14 protein-coding genes are annotated in these 16,606 nt (G+C 46.2%); 5 read left to right on the forward strand and 9 right to left on the reverse strand.

The window, feature by feature from the left end; genetic code table 11:
• Positions 1–14: 14 nt before the first annotated feature.
• On the reverse strand, positions 15–1,244 hold the full coding sequence (locus ACYUJT_RS19790; RefSeq protein ID WP_460325455.1) for a copper amine oxidase N-terminal domain-containing protein: 1,230 nt from the start codon (positions 1,242–1,244) through the stop codon (positions 15–17).
• Between the two features lie 236 nt (positions 1,245–1,480).
• Between ACYUJT_RS19790 and ACYUJT_RS19795 the strand changes: the two genes are divergently transcribed.
• Complete coding sequence (locus ACYUJT_RS19795) at positions 1,481–4,054, forward strand: glycosyl hydrolase (protein ID WP_460325457.1); 2,574 nt, start codon at positions 1,481–1,483, stop codon at positions 4,052–4,054.
• A gap of 64 nt (positions 4,055–4,118) precedes the next feature.
• Here ACYUJT_RS19795 and ACYUJT_RS19800 read toward each other — a convergent pair whose 3' ends face one another.
• Entirely contained in the window at positions 4,119–4,556 is a 438-nt protein-coding gene (locus ACYUJT_RS19800; RefSeq protein WP_460325459.1) for a hypothetical protein, read from the reverse strand.
• Positions 4,557–4,978: 422 nt separating this feature from the next.
• Here ACYUJT_RS19800 and ACYUJT_RS19805 point away from each other — a divergent pair, with 422 nt between their 5' ends.
• From ACYUJT_RS19805 to ACYUJT_RS19815, 3 genes are all read left to right on the forward strand, one after another.
• Positions 4,979–6,553, forward strand: a complete 1,575-nt coding sequence (locus tag ACYUJT_RS19805; protein WP_460325461.1) for a S10 family peptidase — start codon at positions 4,979–4,981, stop codon at positions 6,551–6,553.
• A 69-nt stretch (positions 6,554–6,622) separates the two neighbouring features.
• Positions 6,623–7,324: a response regulator transcription factor gene (locus tag ACYUJT_RS19810; protein WP_460325463.1), complete on the forward strand. Its 702-nt coding sequence runs from the start codon at positions 6,623–6,625 to the stop codon at positions 7,322–7,324.
• Positions 7,314–8,453, forward strand: coding sequence for a HAMP domain-containing sensor histidine kinase (locus ACYUJT_RS19815; RefSeq protein ID WP_460325465.1), 1,140 nt, complete (start codon positions 7,314–7,316; stop codon positions 8,451–8,453). Before ACYUJT_RS19810 ends, ACYUJT_RS19815 begins: the two co-directional genes overlap by 11 nt.
• Positions 8,454–8,589: 136 nt before the next feature.
• Here the strand turns inward: ACYUJT_RS19815 and ACYUJT_RS19820 are convergent, their stop codons facing one another.
• From ACYUJT_RS19820 to ACYUJT_RS19845, 6 genes are all read right to left on the reverse strand, one after another.
• Positions 8,590–9,366 (reverse strand): ABC transporter permease, encoded by a 777-nt coding sequence (locus ACYUJT_RS19820; protein WP_460325467.1) that lies wholly within the window; start codon positions 9,364–9,366, stop codon positions 8,590–8,592.
• A gap of 23 nt (positions 9,367–9,389) precedes the next feature.
• On the reverse strand, positions 9,390–10,166 hold the full coding sequence (locus ACYUJT_RS19825; protein ID WP_460325469.1) for an ABC transporter ATP-binding protein: 777 nt from the start codon (positions 10,164–10,166) through the stop codon (positions 9,390–9,392).
• Positions 10,167–10,183: 17 nt separating this feature from the next.
• Entirely contained in the window at positions 10,184–11,194 is a 1,011-nt protein-coding gene (locus ACYUJT_RS19830; RefSeq protein WP_460325471.1) for an ABC transporter substrate-binding protein, read from the reverse strand.
• Positions 11,191–12,642: an aryl-sulfate sulfotransferase gene (locus ACYUJT_RS19835; RefSeq protein WP_460325473.1), complete on the reverse strand. Its 1,452-nt coding sequence runs from the start codon at positions 12,640–12,642 to the stop codon at positions 11,191–11,193. Before ACYUJT_RS19835 ends, ACYUJT_RS19830 begins: the two co-directional genes overlap by 4 nt.
• A gap of 34 nt (positions 12,643–12,676) precedes the next feature.
• Positions 12,677–13,219: a MarR family winged helix-turn-helix transcriptional regulator gene (locus ACYUJT_RS19840; protein ID WP_460325475.1), complete on the reverse strand. Its 543-nt coding sequence runs from the start codon at positions 13,217–13,219 to the stop codon at positions 12,677–12,679.
• A gap of 255 nt (positions 13,220–13,474) precedes the next feature.
• Positions 13,475–14,059 carry a TetR/AcrR family transcriptional regulator gene (locus ACYUJT_RS19845; RefSeq protein ID WP_460325477.1) on the reverse strand — a complete coding sequence of 195 codons (585 nt, stop codon included), beginning with the start codon at positions 14,057–14,059 and terminating at the stop codon, positions 13,475–13,477.
• A 285-nt stretch (positions 14,060–14,344) separates the two neighbouring features.
• Between ACYUJT_RS19845 and ACYUJT_RS19850 the strand changes: the two genes are divergently transcribed.
• Positions 14,345–15,133 carry an SDR family oxidoreductase gene (locus tag ACYUJT_RS19850; protein WP_460325479.1) on the forward strand — a complete coding sequence of 263 codons (789 nt, stop codon included), beginning with the start codon at positions 14,345–14,347 and terminating at the stop codon, positions 15,131–15,133.
• Between the two features lie 105 nt (positions 15,134–15,238).
• Here the strand turns inward: ACYUJT_RS19850 and ACYUJT_RS19855 are convergent, their stop codons facing one another.
• A complete protein-coding gene (locus ACYUJT_RS19855; RefSeq protein ID WP_460325481.1) occupies positions 15,239–16,468 on the reverse strand; it encodes a cytochrome P450 in 1,230 nt (409 codons plus the stop codon).
• Positions 16,469–16,606: the final 138 nt, after the last annotated feature.

The following is a 16,606-nucleotide window of genomic DNA, read 5'->3' on the forward strand; positions in this document are numbered from 1 at the left end:
CCTACCCAAGTTTCTTATTTCATATCCTGCCAGCCTTTAAAGTCGTGAATGGCAAAGCCGGCATAACTCGCGTAGCGTACCAATTTATTATGGGCGGACTGAAGTTCCTGTTCCATCACTTCATTGCTCATGGAATAGAATGAGACCCGCGGCCCCTCTTTGCTTTTAAGCGTTTCTACTGCAACAACAATTTCCTTCTTGAGCGTGGAGGCTTCTATCAGCATGGCCTGCGCATTTTCTACAATTCCATTATTGCCTAACGCATGATTCCGATAATTCATGATGACGAGGCAATCGAACTTCTCCAGCAGCCATGCGCTCATACTGTAAGTCTTCCCGGGGACATGAACCGTATTTAGCCAATACGGAACATCCATTGTAATTTTCAAACCGCTGCCTTTGGTTTCTTTTTCGATCAGTCTCAAATTGTCCATCCAGCTCTCAAGAATCACCTTGTTGCCCTTTGTCCATTCATTAAGCGCATAAGGTTCAATATCGAAATGCAGTCCAGTAAAGCTTGAGTCCGGGCCAACAGAGGTATTATAAGTTTTAACCCATTCGATGAATTTTCGAATATCCTCCTGCCCAGACTCATAGACCCATTCGGGACGCCCTTCAAGTGCTTCTACTAGAATTCCTTCGCTTCTAGCTTTTCGAATAAAGTCCTCATATATCGCTGAATCGATATCCCGATCCACCTGAAGGTAAATAGATGTTACACCCTTCATTTTTACGGAGCTTATAACTTTCGCTTGATCCTCCTTGATGATGTGACTTTCCCATATCCATGTTCCTTTCGGTACATTGGCTACCGAGCTCATAATGCTCACCAGTTTGTGCGTGGGCTGCCACTCCACATTTGCATGCAGGGCTTCACTTATAAAACGTAGCGGAACCATCGTACGGCCGTTTTTGAGTACTGCCGCCCCTTCAAAGTCTACTCTTGTTCCATTCACCAGCGCATGTTGATTGCCAATCACCAAAATAACAGTGTCACGGTTAAGCGAAATCGTGATTTGTTTTAATTTTCCGTCCCATTTCGTAGCAGCTCCGAGCTTGTCGGATACAAAGGCAAGTGGAACCATCGTAAGGTTGGATCTCTGATCGACATATGGGTTCTCGTCCGGAAATTGTACATCACGTCCATCCACGGATACTCGAACTTTAGAAGATGCGTAGCTAGCGGGAATAGACGCAGTTAAACTTAGCATGATAGCTAACGTGCATACAAGCCATTTTCTCATTGGGTGCTTTCCTCATCTTTTTGAATTTGTTCTTTTACTTACTGTGAACGCATGGTCACATAATGAGATTATACGTTATGTAATAATTGGCAACAAGGTCACAAGGTTCGATTGATCGTGTTTTTAATTAATCCACATTTACATAAATTGGTACATATGCTACTATGAAAGCGCATCCATGAATTGATAGATTGTACAATTGTTTTTCATATTTTACACGGAAAGGAAGAAATGACATGACAAATTTGCTTAAAAGAGCAAGCGCAATGTTGCTGGCATTTACTCTTCTCCTTGGATTGATGACAGCGCCCGTTCATGCAAACACCCCACTTTTCACAATTGAAAGCGAAAATGCACAGCTCACCTCCGATCTTCAAGTAGTGACTCAAATTTACGGACAACCCAAGCCCGGCTTCTCTGGGAGCGGATTTGTCTGGATGCAGAATTCCGGCACAATATCCTTTACGGTAACAGTCCCGGAAACCGGCATGTATGCGATCTCCACCCGCTATATGCAGGAGCTCAGTCCTGACGGCAGACTTCAATATTTAACAGTTAACGGCGTTACCAAGGGTTCGTATATGCTGCCCTACACGACCCAGTGGTCGAATTTCGATTTTGGCTTTCATAAGCTGAACCAAGGAAGCAATACCATTGAACTGAAGGCCGGCTGGGGATTCGCTTATTTTGACACCTTCACGGTGGATTATGCCGATCTTGATCCCTTGAATGTACAGCCTGTTCTCACTGATCCCCGGGCCACACCGGAAACTCAAATTTTGATGAATTATTTAACTGAGGTATACGGCAATCATATCATTTCCGGCCAACAGGAGATTTATGGCGGCGGAAATGACGGCAATTATGAATTGGAGTTTGACTGGATCTATAATTTATCCGGAAAGTATCCGGCAATCCGCGGGTTCGATTTTATGAACTATAATCCGTTGTACGGCTGGGAGGATGGCACAACGGATCGGGTCATCGATTGGGTGAATAACCGGGGCGGGATCGCGACAGCTAGCTGGCATATCAATGTCCCCCGAAATTTCACCGCCTATCAGCTCGGGGAGTTTGTGGATTGGAAGGAAGCTACCTACAAGCCGACAGAAACCAATTTCAATACTGCCAAGGCGGTAGTTCCCGGTACTAAAGAATATCAATACGTGATGATGACTATTGCAGATTTGGCGGAACAGCTGCAGATTCTGCAAGATAACAATGTACCGGTTATTTTCCGTCCCTATCATGAGGCGGAGGGCAACGGCGGGTTGAATGGAGAAGGCGCGTGGTTCTGGTGGGCTTCGGCTGGCGCGGAGGTGTATAAGCAGCTGTGGGATCTGCTCTATACCGAGCTTACAGAGACGTACGGCTTACACAACTTGATCTGGACCTACAACAGCTACGTGTATAGCACTTCTCCCGCATGGTATCCCGGCGGCGACCAGGTGGATATTGTCGGCTATGATAAATATAATACAATCTACAACCGCTATGACGGTTTGTCCGGCGTACCGAATGAGGATGCCATTACCTCGATTTTCTATCAGCTTGTAGATTTAACCGGTGGCACGAAAATGGTGGCCATGACGGAGAACGACACCGTCCCAAGTCTGAAAAATCTGACTGAGGAAAAATCGGGATGGCTCTACTTCTGCCCTTGGTATGGCGAGCATCTCATGAGTTCAGCCTTTAATTATCCCGCCACGCTAAAAACACTTTATCAAAGTAATTATGTAATCACGTTGGATGAACTTCCCGATTTAAAGGTTAACAACCCAACCCCAAACGCATCCATCACACCTGCAAACATCGAATTTGACAAGTATGCGCCTAATCAAAGCGACAAAACCATAACCGTGAATTTTAACGACAATACGCTAACCGCTCTACGAGCAGGCGCCAATGTGCTGACCGTGAATCAGGATTATACCTTGAGCGGAAGTACGCTGCTGCTGAAAAAGTCATTTCTGGCCGGACAGCCGGTTGGTGAGCATTCGATCGTCTTTGATTTTAATCAAGGTCAAGACCCTGTATTAAAAGTCAAAATTGTCGATTCAACACCAGGCGCTGCGATTTCGCCTGTGAATGCGGCATTTGATAAAGCGGCGAATCTGCAGCAGGATATTTCTGTAGCCCTTACCTTAAACGGTCGCCAGCTCACTAGCATAACGAACGGAAATGTTACTCTTCAATCGGGCCAGCATTATACGGCATCAAGCGCCGCTGTCGTTCTGAACAAATCCTATCTTTCCACGCTTCCGCTGGGTCAAAATACGATAACCTTTCATTTCAACGGCGGAAATAATGCTGTTCTTACAGTAAATGTAGTGGACAGTAGTGTTCCTGCACCTGCAGGAGACTTGACGATCCAAGCCTTTAACGGCAACACGAGTGCCTCAACCAACGGAATTTCACCCAAATTCAAAGTGGTCAACACCGGTAATTCGGCGATTCAGCTGAGTAATGTTAAACTTCGCTATTACTACACAATTGACGGGGAAAAAGCACAAAGCTTTTGGTGCGACTGGGCCAACATCGGGGGTGCGAATGTAACCAGCAATTTCGTTAAACTCGCGACTCCGGTTGCCGGAGCCGATTATTATCTGGAGATTAGCTTTACGAGCTCAGCTGGAACGCTTAATCCCGGCCAGAGCGCAGAAATTCAAGCTCGGTTCTCCAAAACCGACTGGTCCAATTACAACCAAGCCAACGATTATTCGTTTAAGGCTTCCAGCAGTCAGTTCGTAAACAATGAACAAGTTACCGGGTATATGAACGGTCAGCTTGTATGGGGAATTGAGCCGTAAGAGGCGAAAAAGGGATGGATCAGTGGTTATCCCCTGCTCCATCCCTTTTTTCTTACCGTCAGTATCAATAACCATTATTATCGCCTAGTAGTTTAGCAATGAACCAAGGTTTTATAAGGGGCAATACAGCGGCTGGCTGCATGGCTTTTGTATGATCCACGTCTCTTCCCTTCAGGATTTCAACGTCCCACCCCATATTTATTAAATGTTGCTTGTTCTTTTCCAGTAAACCAATGATATCGACCTTGACGCTCCCGAATTTTTCGCCATACACGATCGTATCTTGTTCCCCGGCAAAAACGAGTTTCGGAACGACTTGTTCCGCCGTCAAGCCTTCGGGGTTTGGATGCGAGAACAAATGACCTTCATAATCGAAAAATAGAACCTGAAACTGATCTGCAAGTCCATGAACCAAACGCTGTCCTAGTTCCGGGTCAACTCCCCACAATTTCAAATTTTCCGCCTCTTCACCGGTGACCGTCTTCTTAGCGACAGGTAGCATGATCGTTTTGCCATGTGGATTTCAAACCAGCCCTGCTTCAATATTCTCCAGTTTGACTATTTGTATCAATCCAATCACTCCTCACACACTTTATAAGACCATCATATAACAATGAAGCAATCTTTCGGTTTATCTCACCTAGAGGCTTGATTTACGAGCAATTTTTCTATTTTATATTATCGAAGCACTTTAAGGTTCAACTTTATGAATTACAAAAATTCAATATGTATACGCTTATACGCCTACACAGTGAGGATACAAGTATAGTAACATAATAATAGTTATGTAAACTTAATGGCGATCCTCTATCCTCAGTACCCTCCTTTTCACAAAAAAATAAGGTTATGTTAAGGTAAAACAATTTTTCAAGAAAGGAACCGCTATTAGGATATAGACATAACAAACGAAAAGGAATGGTATAAATGAACACGAGAAAAAAAGGACATAAATTGCTAATCGCAGGTGTTGTTGCTGCTACATTAATAGCGGGATCAAGTCTACCCTATAATGTGATGGCTAAAAACGTGCAGACTGTTTCAATCTCTAACGTCCCTTCGTATACAAAATATAACTTGACGGATCCAACCCGTTTTGTAACGGATCATGAAGTGACTATTAATGGAGTAAAAATCGCATATCAGGTCACTGCAGGCGAGACTTATCTGTATAACTTGAAAGGCGAACTCACCGCTTCCATGTTCAGTTACTCCTATATTAAAAAGGGAAATGACTCTAATCGTCCCGTTGCGTTCGTATTCAATGGCGGGCCAGGCTCTTCTTCATTATGGTTACACATGGGTATCATTGGTCCTCGCAAAGTAGTGCTCAGTAATGATGTGAATCCTAAGGTAACGCCTCCTTTTAATATCAAAGACAATAACAACAGCCTACTAGATGTAGCTGATCTTGTATTTATAGACCCTGTGGGTACAGGATATAGCCGGGCCGTGGGGGTTGGGGAAAACAAAGATTTCTTCGGTATTGATCAAGATGCGGAAGCCTTTGCACAATTTATTGATCAATGGCTCACAGAACACGGCCGGTGGAACTCGCCCAAATATTTGGTTGGTGAGAGCTATGGCTCGGTCAGAGCTTCTATTCTCCCTAATGCATTAATGGGTGGCCCAACGACTGCAGGGGGTGTATTTAGAGGGATCAGCGTAAACGGGATCATCCTACTTGGCACAACTCTGGGTGGAACCAATCCAGATAAGGAACTAGAGACAGCTTTATCATTACCAAGTATCGCAGCGACGGCCTGGTATCATAACAAATCAGGGTTCCAGAATATGTCACTCGAGGAACTGGACAAGCAAGCCTTCAAATTCGCCAAAGAAGTCTATCATCCAGCAATTGTAAAGGAAGCAAACAAACAGCTTGGCTCCAAAGAACGCAAAGAGATTGTCAGCCAGCTTTCCAAATATACAGGCCTTCCTGAACAAAGTTTCAAGGACAGCATCGCAGTAACTTCTGCCGCTTTCTCCAAACAGATGCTCGCCAAAGAAGGCTCACATATTGGTCTTTATGATAGCAGGTATACCCTTCCTTCCAATGGCGATGGCTATGAACCCGTAGCAGATGATGCCGCAATGGGACAATATACACCAGCTTTCACGGCTGCGTTCCACCAGATGCAAAAAGATGAATTGAAAGTGAGTATGGATACTCCTTATAATTCAATTGTATGGCAAGATTTAAACTTTGCATGGGATACAACCCGTAAAGGTAAGATTCCAAGTCAAGGTTACGCGAATGAATTATCCTCTGCTATGCGAAGAAATGCCGATTTAAAGGTCTTCGTTGCATCGGGTTACTATGATTTGGTGACTACACCAGCATCCGCCAAGAATGCTCTGGACGAGTCGACCGTACCTAAAGATCGAGTCTTTTACAGAAATTATGAATCCGGACATATGCTTTATATAGGCAAGACAGCAGACCAGTTCTCTAAAGACACCCATCGATTTATAGAAAACGGAAACGTGTCAACGGAATAAGTAAAAGTTCATTCCAGTCGCGGGGCTACTCCCCTTCGGCTGGAATTCCACTTTGAAAAGGAGCAGCTAATGAACAATCCTACTGTACTCATTGTAGATGATGATCCTGATATTATTGAGTTAATTACCGTGTATCTTGAGGCTGAACATTTTGGGGTGTTGAGCGCAAATAATGGACAACAAGCGTATCATCTTTTTAACTCGGAATCGGTTGATATTATTTTGTTGGATGTGATGATGCCTGAGATGAATGGATTTCAGTTTATTAAAGAGTTAAGAAAAATGAGTACTACCCCGGTCATATTTTTAACCGCTAAGATTGAAGTGGCCGATAAAATTCTTGGTTTGCAGTTAGGCGCAGACGATTATATCGAAAAACCTTTTAATCCCCTGGAACTAATCGCCCGTATTCATGCAAATTTAAGGCGTACGAATCATATAAACGCTGATCCAGATGTTAAAGATAAGGATATCATTCCGTATGGCAGCATAGAGCTTGACCTCATTGAATGTGTCCTTTATAAGGACAACGATAGAATCCCTTTGACCTCCACAGAATTCAGGGTTTTAAAACTCTTTATGGAATCGCCCGGAAGAGTTTTTACTAAGCAACAAATATGGGAAGCTGGCTGGGATCAAGGATTGATTGTAGAAGACAATAGCATTATGGTATGTATTAGCAAAATCCGTTCAAAATTAGGGAGCGATCAACCCTACATTACAACCATTCGTGGTCTAGGTTACCGTTTGGAGAAGTTGAATGAAAACTAAAAGCCTGCAAAATTTCTTAATGAGGTACTTTGTCATCGCTTTGCTGTTGGTCCTTGTCTCATTTTCTTTGATTATGATGTCTTTAACTTCTTTCCTCAATCTGATTAGGATTCATTTCCCTGAAAACGCACTGGGGCTGACTTTTAAAGTTGAGGTTAACGGAGTGACTAACCCTACTATTTCCTCTATCGTTATTTTTGCATATTTCATTGTACAAGTTCTTATTATTTATTTCGCTTTCAAAAAATTCAGCAAAATGGTGAGTAAACGGATTTCAATTCCTCTGGATAAAGTCACCTACGGATTAAGACAAATCATGCAAGGAGATTTAAGTACACGATTAACTTTCGAAGCAGAAAATGAATTTTCAGAAATCAAAGAAAGTTTTAATTATATGGTGGATAAGCTACAAAAAGCAGAAATAGAGAAGGCTGGTTTTGAAGAGGAACGGTCACATTTGTTTGCCAATATTGCTCATGACTTGAAAACGCCCATTACATCTATTGTAGGCTATTCTCAAGCATTGTCATCCGGCCTTATCGTAAATGAACAAAGTTCTAAGAAACATCTGACAACAATCATGTTGAAATCGAAGCAAATTAACGATCTATTGGATTTAATGTTAGAGTATACGAGATTAGATTCAATTGTGCCTTCTACAAACAAGAACTCTGAAGATATAGCCGAACTAATCAGATTATCTGTTGCCTCCCTGTACACGGATTTTGAAAAAAGGAATTTTAAATTAGATATCGAAACTCCTAAGCAGAGTCACCTATACAGTATAGATAAGTTAGAATTTTCAAGAATAATGAATAATCTATTAACCAATGCCATAACCCATAATCCACCGGGCACAAATTTATTAGTAAAATTAGAAGTAACCGGAGGGTTTAATATTATCATTGCTGATGATGGAACTCCGATCTCCGCTCAAATTAAGGAAAATTTGTTCAAACCTTTTATCATGGGAGACGAATCACGTTCAAAAGGCGGAACGGGACTTGGATTGGCGATTGTGGAAAAGCTCGTGAAACTAAACGGTGGTATTATTGAGCTGGATACAAATTACCCTGGCTATACTAAAGCGTTTGTTCTGACCTTTAAAAATGATGAGACAAAAATCTAAGAATAATGGAATGTGACATAATATTTATTATGTAAACTAAAAATCTATTGAATTTATTTTGAAATCATAGTTCGCAGCAACCTCTCAAGCAGAACAGACGGCTAATGCGCCGTCTGTTTTTGCATTAAGCAATTTATTAGCGCCTCAGCGAACTCGTACTAACAACGCCGTAACGGGACAGCAATTTTCGGCCGAGCAGTGCAACTGCACGATCCGTCAGAAAGCCCATGAATCCCAAGCATATGAGCCCGACAAAAATCCAATCGGTGCGGAAGAACAGCCGCGAATTCCAAATTAAATACCCTACTCCCTCATTGGAAGCGATCATTTCGGCGCCGATAATCGCCATAAACGACGTACCCATTGCCAGGCGAATGCCCGTAAAGATATATGGAACCGTGGCCGGGATGATTACATGAAAGACGATTTGCCATTCCGAAGCGCCCATGCTACGGGCGGAGCGGATTTTATCCTCCTCAACGGATAAGACGCCAGTCAGTGTGTTGAGAATAACGATAAAAAACGTAGCGTACATGATCAGCATGACCTTCGACGTCTCCCCAATGCCAAACCAGACCAGAAATAAGGTGATAAAAGCAATGGGTGGAATGAACCGGATAAAATTGAGAAATGGCTCCGCAAATACCCGGACCGGATTCACTTTCCCAGTGATGATGCCCGCAGGGACGGCGATCAGGCTGCCCAGTGTCCAGCCCAGCAGAACACGGTATGCGCTAATTCCGATATATTGCAGCAGCGTCCCGTCCACCAGCAGCTCATAGCCACCCTGCGCTGTATATAGAGGCCCCGGAAGAATTTCCGGACCGTACACTAGCGATAACAATTGCCAAAGGCCGAGGATCACAATCCAAAAGCAAAACTGCCGCCAAACTTTCTTTAACTTTCCGCTCATGTTGCTTCCCCCGCTTCCTGCATTTATTCGTCAAAATGCGATTGAATCTGATTATAAAGATCGTGAAATTCCGCTGCGCTCATATCCCGGGGATAGCCAAGCGGCACATCATAAATATGCGTAATTTGGGAGGCGGGCCCAGCCGACATAATACCGATGCGCCCCCCGAGCAACAACGCCTCCTGAATATCATGCGTCACAAAAATCACAGTTTTGTCGGTATCCCGCCAAATGTTCACCAGCTCCTTCTGCATCGTGCGGCGGGTCATCGCATCCAGTGCTCCGAACGGTTCATCCATCAGTAGAATGGCCGGATCGTTCGAGAGCACTCTCGCCAGTTGAACCCTCTGCTTCATGCCTCCAGATAGCTCCCGCGGGAACTTGTACTCATGTCCCTTAAGCCCTACGAGCGAAATGAAGCGGTCCGATACTTCCTTCCGGAGGGCAGCGGGAATCCGTTTCATCCGCAGACCGAACTCCACATTCTCCCTTACTGTCAGCCAAGGGAACAAAGAAGAATCCGCCTGCTGGAATACGACCGCCCGATCCTGTCCGGGCCGTTCCACTTCCATTTCACCCACCTTGACTTGGCCGGAGGTTTTCGACACAAAGCCCGCGATCAAGCTGAGGAGGGTCGATTTTCCGCAGCCGCTTGGCCCCAGTAGAACAAAGAACTCGCCCCCCCTGACCACCAGGTTTACGTCCTGAATGATGTAATGAACATCCCCAGCAGCCTGAGGTGCATAGCTCTTATTCAACCCTTCGATATGAATTTCGTTCGGCTTTGGCAATGAACTCATGAATGTCTCCCCCTCTCTTATTCCAACGTTATGACACGATCCGGGAATGCTTTGCGCACCAGTACCAGATTCAATTTATCGTTCAAATCAAAATTCCGCTCAATAATGCCGTTCTCCACCATATATTTTTTTTGCCCAGCCAATCCCTCGTATGCTTGCTGGGTGAATCCGATTTGCCAGGGGTTCTTCGGAAGATCCTTCAAGGTGGCCTCCCTAGGCTGCTTCACTTCGGCATACATGATGTCTGCCGCCTCGTCTGGATGAGCTTGAGCATAGGCAGAAGCTTCGTCCAGCGCCTCCAGAAATCCTACGATACTATTCCCGTGCTCTTGGATCAGCTCATTGGAAGCGATAAGCCCTGTGCCGAGCCGCACCGGGGTTTGCGACATGTCCGCCAGCTCATGCGCCTCTTCGAGCGCCGTAAATTTCTCGTTGAGAACGGCTCCGTAAACCCAAGCTGCGTCGATCTCACCTTTTTTTAGGGCCACATATGCTTCGTCAAACCCGCCTTGACCCACAAGCGTCACCTCGGACAACTGAACGCCGTGTTGCTGTAAATACACATCCCATAGATAAGGGATGAACGTGCCGCGCGAGAAGCTCAGCTTCTTGCCTTTCAAATCTGCCGCGCCGGCAATCTCTTTACGGGCGAACATTTTCCACTCGCTGGCACTCAAATCTGTTGCCGTCCCGGACGAAGCGATAATCGAATAGTCTCCTTTACTGACGGCGTTCAGCAGCGGAAAATCCGCGCCAAAGGCGATGTCGACCTGTTTAATGAATAGGGAGTTGACCCCTTCGGCCGGAGTGGCGAAGTTCACCAGCTCGGCGTCTATGCCGTGTTTCTCAAAAAATCCTTTATTCTTCGCGACGCGAAACACGGTATTTGTGGAAATGTCAGCTATTCTCAGCTTAAGTTTGCTGCCTTTATCTGAACCTGAAGCCGTTTGGCAGGCGCTAAGCAGCGTGCCCGCAAGCAGGATGGTTATAATGGTTAGGCTTAAATCCCGAATGCTGCGTTTATTCATCGCGGGTCCCCCCCTTTCCTCTCCGCCTCGTCTGTCGTAGCCACGCAGAAAGCACCCTCACCGAAGGAAGCAGTTCCTTCGACTTCAACCGCTGTTTCCGAACCTCTCGGTGCGGCGCCGGGCAGACGAAAATCAGCCACGTCAATCAGCGCAATTTCGGTTTCAACTGGCTTCTCTAGCTGCGGCACCCAGTCATAAGGAACACGGTAAGCCCGGTAAACCAAGTTGGAATTGCGTATATTTTTATAAGGGGAAATGTATTCCCATACCAGTTCATGCTCCCGGGTCACTTCGAAAATCCGGCCATCCGCCCCTTCGGTAATTAGTGTATTACCGTTTGGCAGCCGCTGCGCGGAGCTAATATATGGACTGTAGAACCGATACGAATCAAGCGGCGCCTGGAATCCTGCTAAGGTCGGCGTATACTGCCACACGATTTCCAGCGTGACAGGATTAATCTCCAAAATGCGGGAATGGTCGCGGCGCGCCACCTTCAGCCCGTCTGGGGCTTCAGGATTCGGCTTGCCATAGCCGCCCCAGCCGCCGTTGTCGAACACGAGGAGATTGCCCTCTCCCGGCAGGCCTCTAGGGATAAGGTGGGCATGATGCTGGCCGATGATCCAGCCGAGATGCTCCGTTTCCTTGGCAGTGTAATCCGGGCCGAGTTTCCAGACAATTTTACCTGATCGCTTGTCGATAATCGCGATAATATTCGTTTCGCGGGCATCCCAGATCAGATTATCCGGGTGGAAGCGTTCATCGCCGGCATCGTAGTGCTTATTCGGACCCAATACTGATACGGAGTTGATATGCATCCAATCTCCGGCGTGCGTGCCGAATGCCCGGGTATTGGGATCGCGATACAGCGCCGCCTTAGCATCGTCATCGAAGCCCAGCTCATGGAAATGGTCGCTGACCGCCCATTCCCAAATGACGTTCCCCTCCCAGTCCACCTCGATGATCGTATCGTCGAGCAGCTCGGTATCGGAGATTTCGGGGCGGTGCACGTTTTTGTGCGCCAGGATAATCGTGCTGCCGGAGTCGGTTTTCGGTTCAAGCCCCGGCGCATAATAGCCGACTGGATTGCCTTCCCGCTGATAGTCGTGATGCTGGCGTGCCATCCATTGCGCCGGGTGTCCCGGATCCTCGATCCAGGCGTAGCGGTCGAATTTCCAGACGATGTTGCCGTCCCAATCTACCTGGACTAGATTCTTCTCATCCTGGAAGCCGTATTTCGGATCGCGTTCCGATGTGCTGCCTAGGACGTAACCGCCCGGGAACAATTTATTCGGAAAGCCCCGCAGCCCTTTCCATAAATGAACCTCTCTTCCGTTCATATCAATGAGCAGTGCTCCGGTATCGGCAGCCTGGTAAATCGTATAGCCGCTCCATGCTTTTTCCGGCAAAAATACCGTCGTTCCCGTCGGATAAATCGTTGGATGTCCCATATTGCTGTCTCCTTTCGTACACACCAAATAAATTTTAGTAGGAAATAAACCGGTTCGTTCGCTGCAGGCCAGCCTTCGGCTGATTGGCTGCGGCCGTGGCGCTATCGTCCATGGACTTCGTCTGGCGCAAAACTCCTTCCGCGAATCCTTCCAGCCGATCATGCAGGCGCCGGAATAATGAAATTTGAATTTCAAGCTCATCCGGCGTAAATTCGCCGAAGATAGCATCGATCATATATGTCCCTGCTGCCCAGTTGCGCTCGACCATCCTCCTTCCCTCCTCGGTAATATGCAGAGCCACGGATCTACGATCTGCCTCGCTGCGTCTACGAATGGCGTAGCCCAACTTTTCCAGCTTGTCGCATATCGCCGTGATGGCGCCGGACGTAAAATCCAGCTGTTCCGCCAAATCCCCGAGCCGCTGTTCCCCATCCCGCAGAATGGCGTTGAGTATAAGCATGCCGGGAAGGGACACGCCTTCGATTGCAACTTTGTCCCGCTCCTTCACAAATCGCCTGAGCAGCCGGCGAAAATGCCAATCCGCTTCCTCCATCCGATCCCAATCTTTGTTATCCATGACGCTCCTTCCCGATCCAGACCACCGAGCCGCTAGAGCCATACTGGACGCCCCTTCGAGTCGTCAAATACAGAAAGACTCCCGCTTCTCTACCGAATTACACTCGGTATTGAACAGGAGCCTTTGGTGGACCAATCGGCTAATGATTTAGTTTAATCCTAAAATAATAAATAATTAGATAATGAAAAACGACCTATCAGGCTTGCAATTAGATTAAACCAATTAACCCTACCCGTCAAGTGTGAATTTTGCTTTTTATAACAATGCATGATGTTTCCCGTCTTTAGTCAGCTTTAGCACAGACTCGGCCATGAATTCCGGCGAATAAGGAAAATCATTCTGCAGCCACCAGCTTGCTACCGAGAAATGGGCCGCAATGCTATAACGCCAATGAATCTCCGCAGGGACTCCGTCAATGGCTTGATGCACATCTACGACTTGCCCCATCGCTTCTTGGACGATATCGGAGAACAGTTCCATAATATCCAGCTCGTATCCCCTATTCAGAATAACTTTGAAGTAATAGCTCTGTTCTTTCAAATGCCGATAGAAAGCCAGCAGATAGCCGTAACTGATCGTATCCGCGCTGCTGTTGTCGATGCTGGTAGACAGCACGGCTTCTTTCAACGATTGAAATAAATCCTCGACATTTTGTACGAGCAAATCGTATTTATTCTCATAATGCTGATAAAAGGTGGAGCGATTTAGCTTTGCTTTTTTGGTTAAATTTTGGATAGTGATGCTTCGCCACTCTTTTTCATAAAGAAGTTCGAATAGAGCTTCCTTCAGCTGCTCCTTCGATCGGATGCTTCTCTTGTCGTCCCGATAATCAAACGCCATTGTTTAGCTCTCCTTGTTCCTTTGCGTTATGCATTGCTCAAGATGCTGCGATCCCTGAATACTCTATTTATATCATCAAATTTGAACACATAAGGAGTTTCCCTTTCATTCTTTCAAAATTTACATCATAAGGAAATTAATATCAACCGACAGATTGATGGATTCTGTTGGGATACTCTATCGCCACCTTGGCTTCCAACGGGCGAGAACGGGATATAATGAATAATGAATCAGGAAGCTGTAACTAAGCATTGCATACAAATTTAGATCAAGGAGTGTTGGCCTATGAATTTGAATCTTACTGGAAAAAAGGTACTCGTAGCTGCCTCTAGTAAAGGGATCGGGAAAGCGATCGCAGCATGCTTTGCCAGTGAAGGAGCCCATGTTATGCTTTGCTCGCGTCATGAGGAGGATTTGAAGGAAACAGCGGAAGAGATTAGGGGACAGTATGATGCGCAAGTTCACTACAAGGTAACAGATCTTTCCGCGAAGCAGGATATCGAGGAGTTAGTTCAAGCTACTGCCGAGACTTTTGGAGGCTTGGATATTCTAGTTACAAATTCCGGCGGCCCCCCAAGCGGAAGGTTCGAGGATATGGAGGACGATGCCTGGGAGCAGGCCTTTCATCAAAATTTGATGAGTGTCGTCCGGCTTATTCGCTGCTCCCTCCCCTATTTAAAAAGCTCGAACAACGGCCGCATCGTGAATATCACTTCAACTTCAGTGAAGCAGCCTATTGAAGGTCTTATACTTTCCAACACCTACCGTGCGGGTATCGCCGGTCTGGCCAAGACCCTAGCTCATGAGCTGGCTCCTGACGGCATTCTAATTAACACTGTAGCTCCAGGTAGAATTGCGACAGATCGCATCTATCAATTGGATAAGTATCAAGCAGAATCATTGAATACGAATATCGAAGATATTCGCGCCAGAGCAGAGCAGAATATTCCTTTAGGCCGTTACGGCCAGCCGGATGAGCTTGCCAAAGTGGTAGTTTTTCTGGCCTCGACGGCTAATTCCTATACGACAGGTCAGACGGTGCTAGTTGACGGAGGGATGGTCAAGTCATTATAACAACAACATGGAATGATGATGGCAAAAAGGCTAATCCTTCTAAAGGGTTAGCCTTTTTAAAGTTGCATTAATTTTAAATATGAGTCCGCATTAATTGCCTGCTACTCAAGCATAGTAAGCTACGAGCGGCAAGGAGGACAAGGATTGTCCAGCCGCCGAAGGCTGCAGATGATCCTCTAAATGAAACCCGGCCACAGGCTCGATTTTGTTGAACCTTTTAACGAAATGCTCGAGCATGATCGTTGCCTCTAATCTGGCCAGCGGAGCACCCAGACAGAAATGCGGCCCATTGCCGAACGTCAAATGCTTCTTGCTATTATGCCGGCGAATATCCAGTTTAAACGGATCATCGAACATCGCCTCATCGTGGTTGGCTGCGCTCATCCAAGTGATGACGACATCCCCCTTCTTCAGCTCGACCCCCAGAAGGTTGTTATCCTGCTTGACCGTCCGGTCCATCTTGCTAATGTGGAAACGGTAGCGCAGCATCTCTTCTACCGTATTGGGAATTAGTCCGGCATCGTGCCGCAGTTCGCTATATATCGTATCATCATCATATAAAAAAGAGTAAAACGTATTGGCCATCAAATGGCTCGTTGTCTCTATGCCCGCTGCTAAAATGAACATTGTTGTCCGCACGATTTCATCGTCGGTGAAACGATCGCCGTCGACCTCCGCCCCGATCAAATCAGAAATGATATCCTCCTGCAGATGATCGCGTTTATCCAAAACTAAGGGATATAAGAATGAATAATATTCCCGGGCGGCCTTGCCCTTTAATTCATTCACCTCATCCGCGTTCTGCTTGTTTGTCGGCATGAAGAGAATGTCAACCCATTCCTTGAACAGGTTCCGGTGTTCCCACGGCACGCCAAGCAGCTCGGACATCACGATCGTCGGAAGCGGGGACGTCAGACTGCTGACAATATCGACAGGCGTCTTCTCCGGTATCTCGCCAATCAGTTCCTCGGCGATGCCACGAATGCGCGGCTCCCATAATTTCAGGCTGCGGGGAGTAAATGCGCTTGCCAGCAGGGCCCGCCGTTTACGATGTTCAGGGGGATCCACACCAAGATTGAGCTTCTCAGCGATATGGCCTTCTTTCGTATTCGTTCCCACATCAATGATCGTCCTTGTACGCACGCTGGAGAAGTATTCATGATCGCTGAGCACCCGTTTGACGTCGTCGTACCTGAATACATTCCATGAGTTCGTCTCCGGATGATAGCTGACCGGCTCATGCAGCAGCATCTCTTTATACCAGGAATAAGGATTGAATTCATCGGCTTTGGTGCTGAACCTTGTAATCTCTGAAACCGGAATGATTTCTCGCATATGACTTCCTCCTCTTCGATAATACATGATTTTCTAGTTTTTCATGAATCAGACAACTCAATATTTAGTAAAAATTTACATCAAATCCATTCTATTATCAACCGACACATTACTTCGATCTGTTGAAGAACCTCATAC

The organism is Paenibacillus sp. YSY-4.3 (assembly GCF_054767475.1).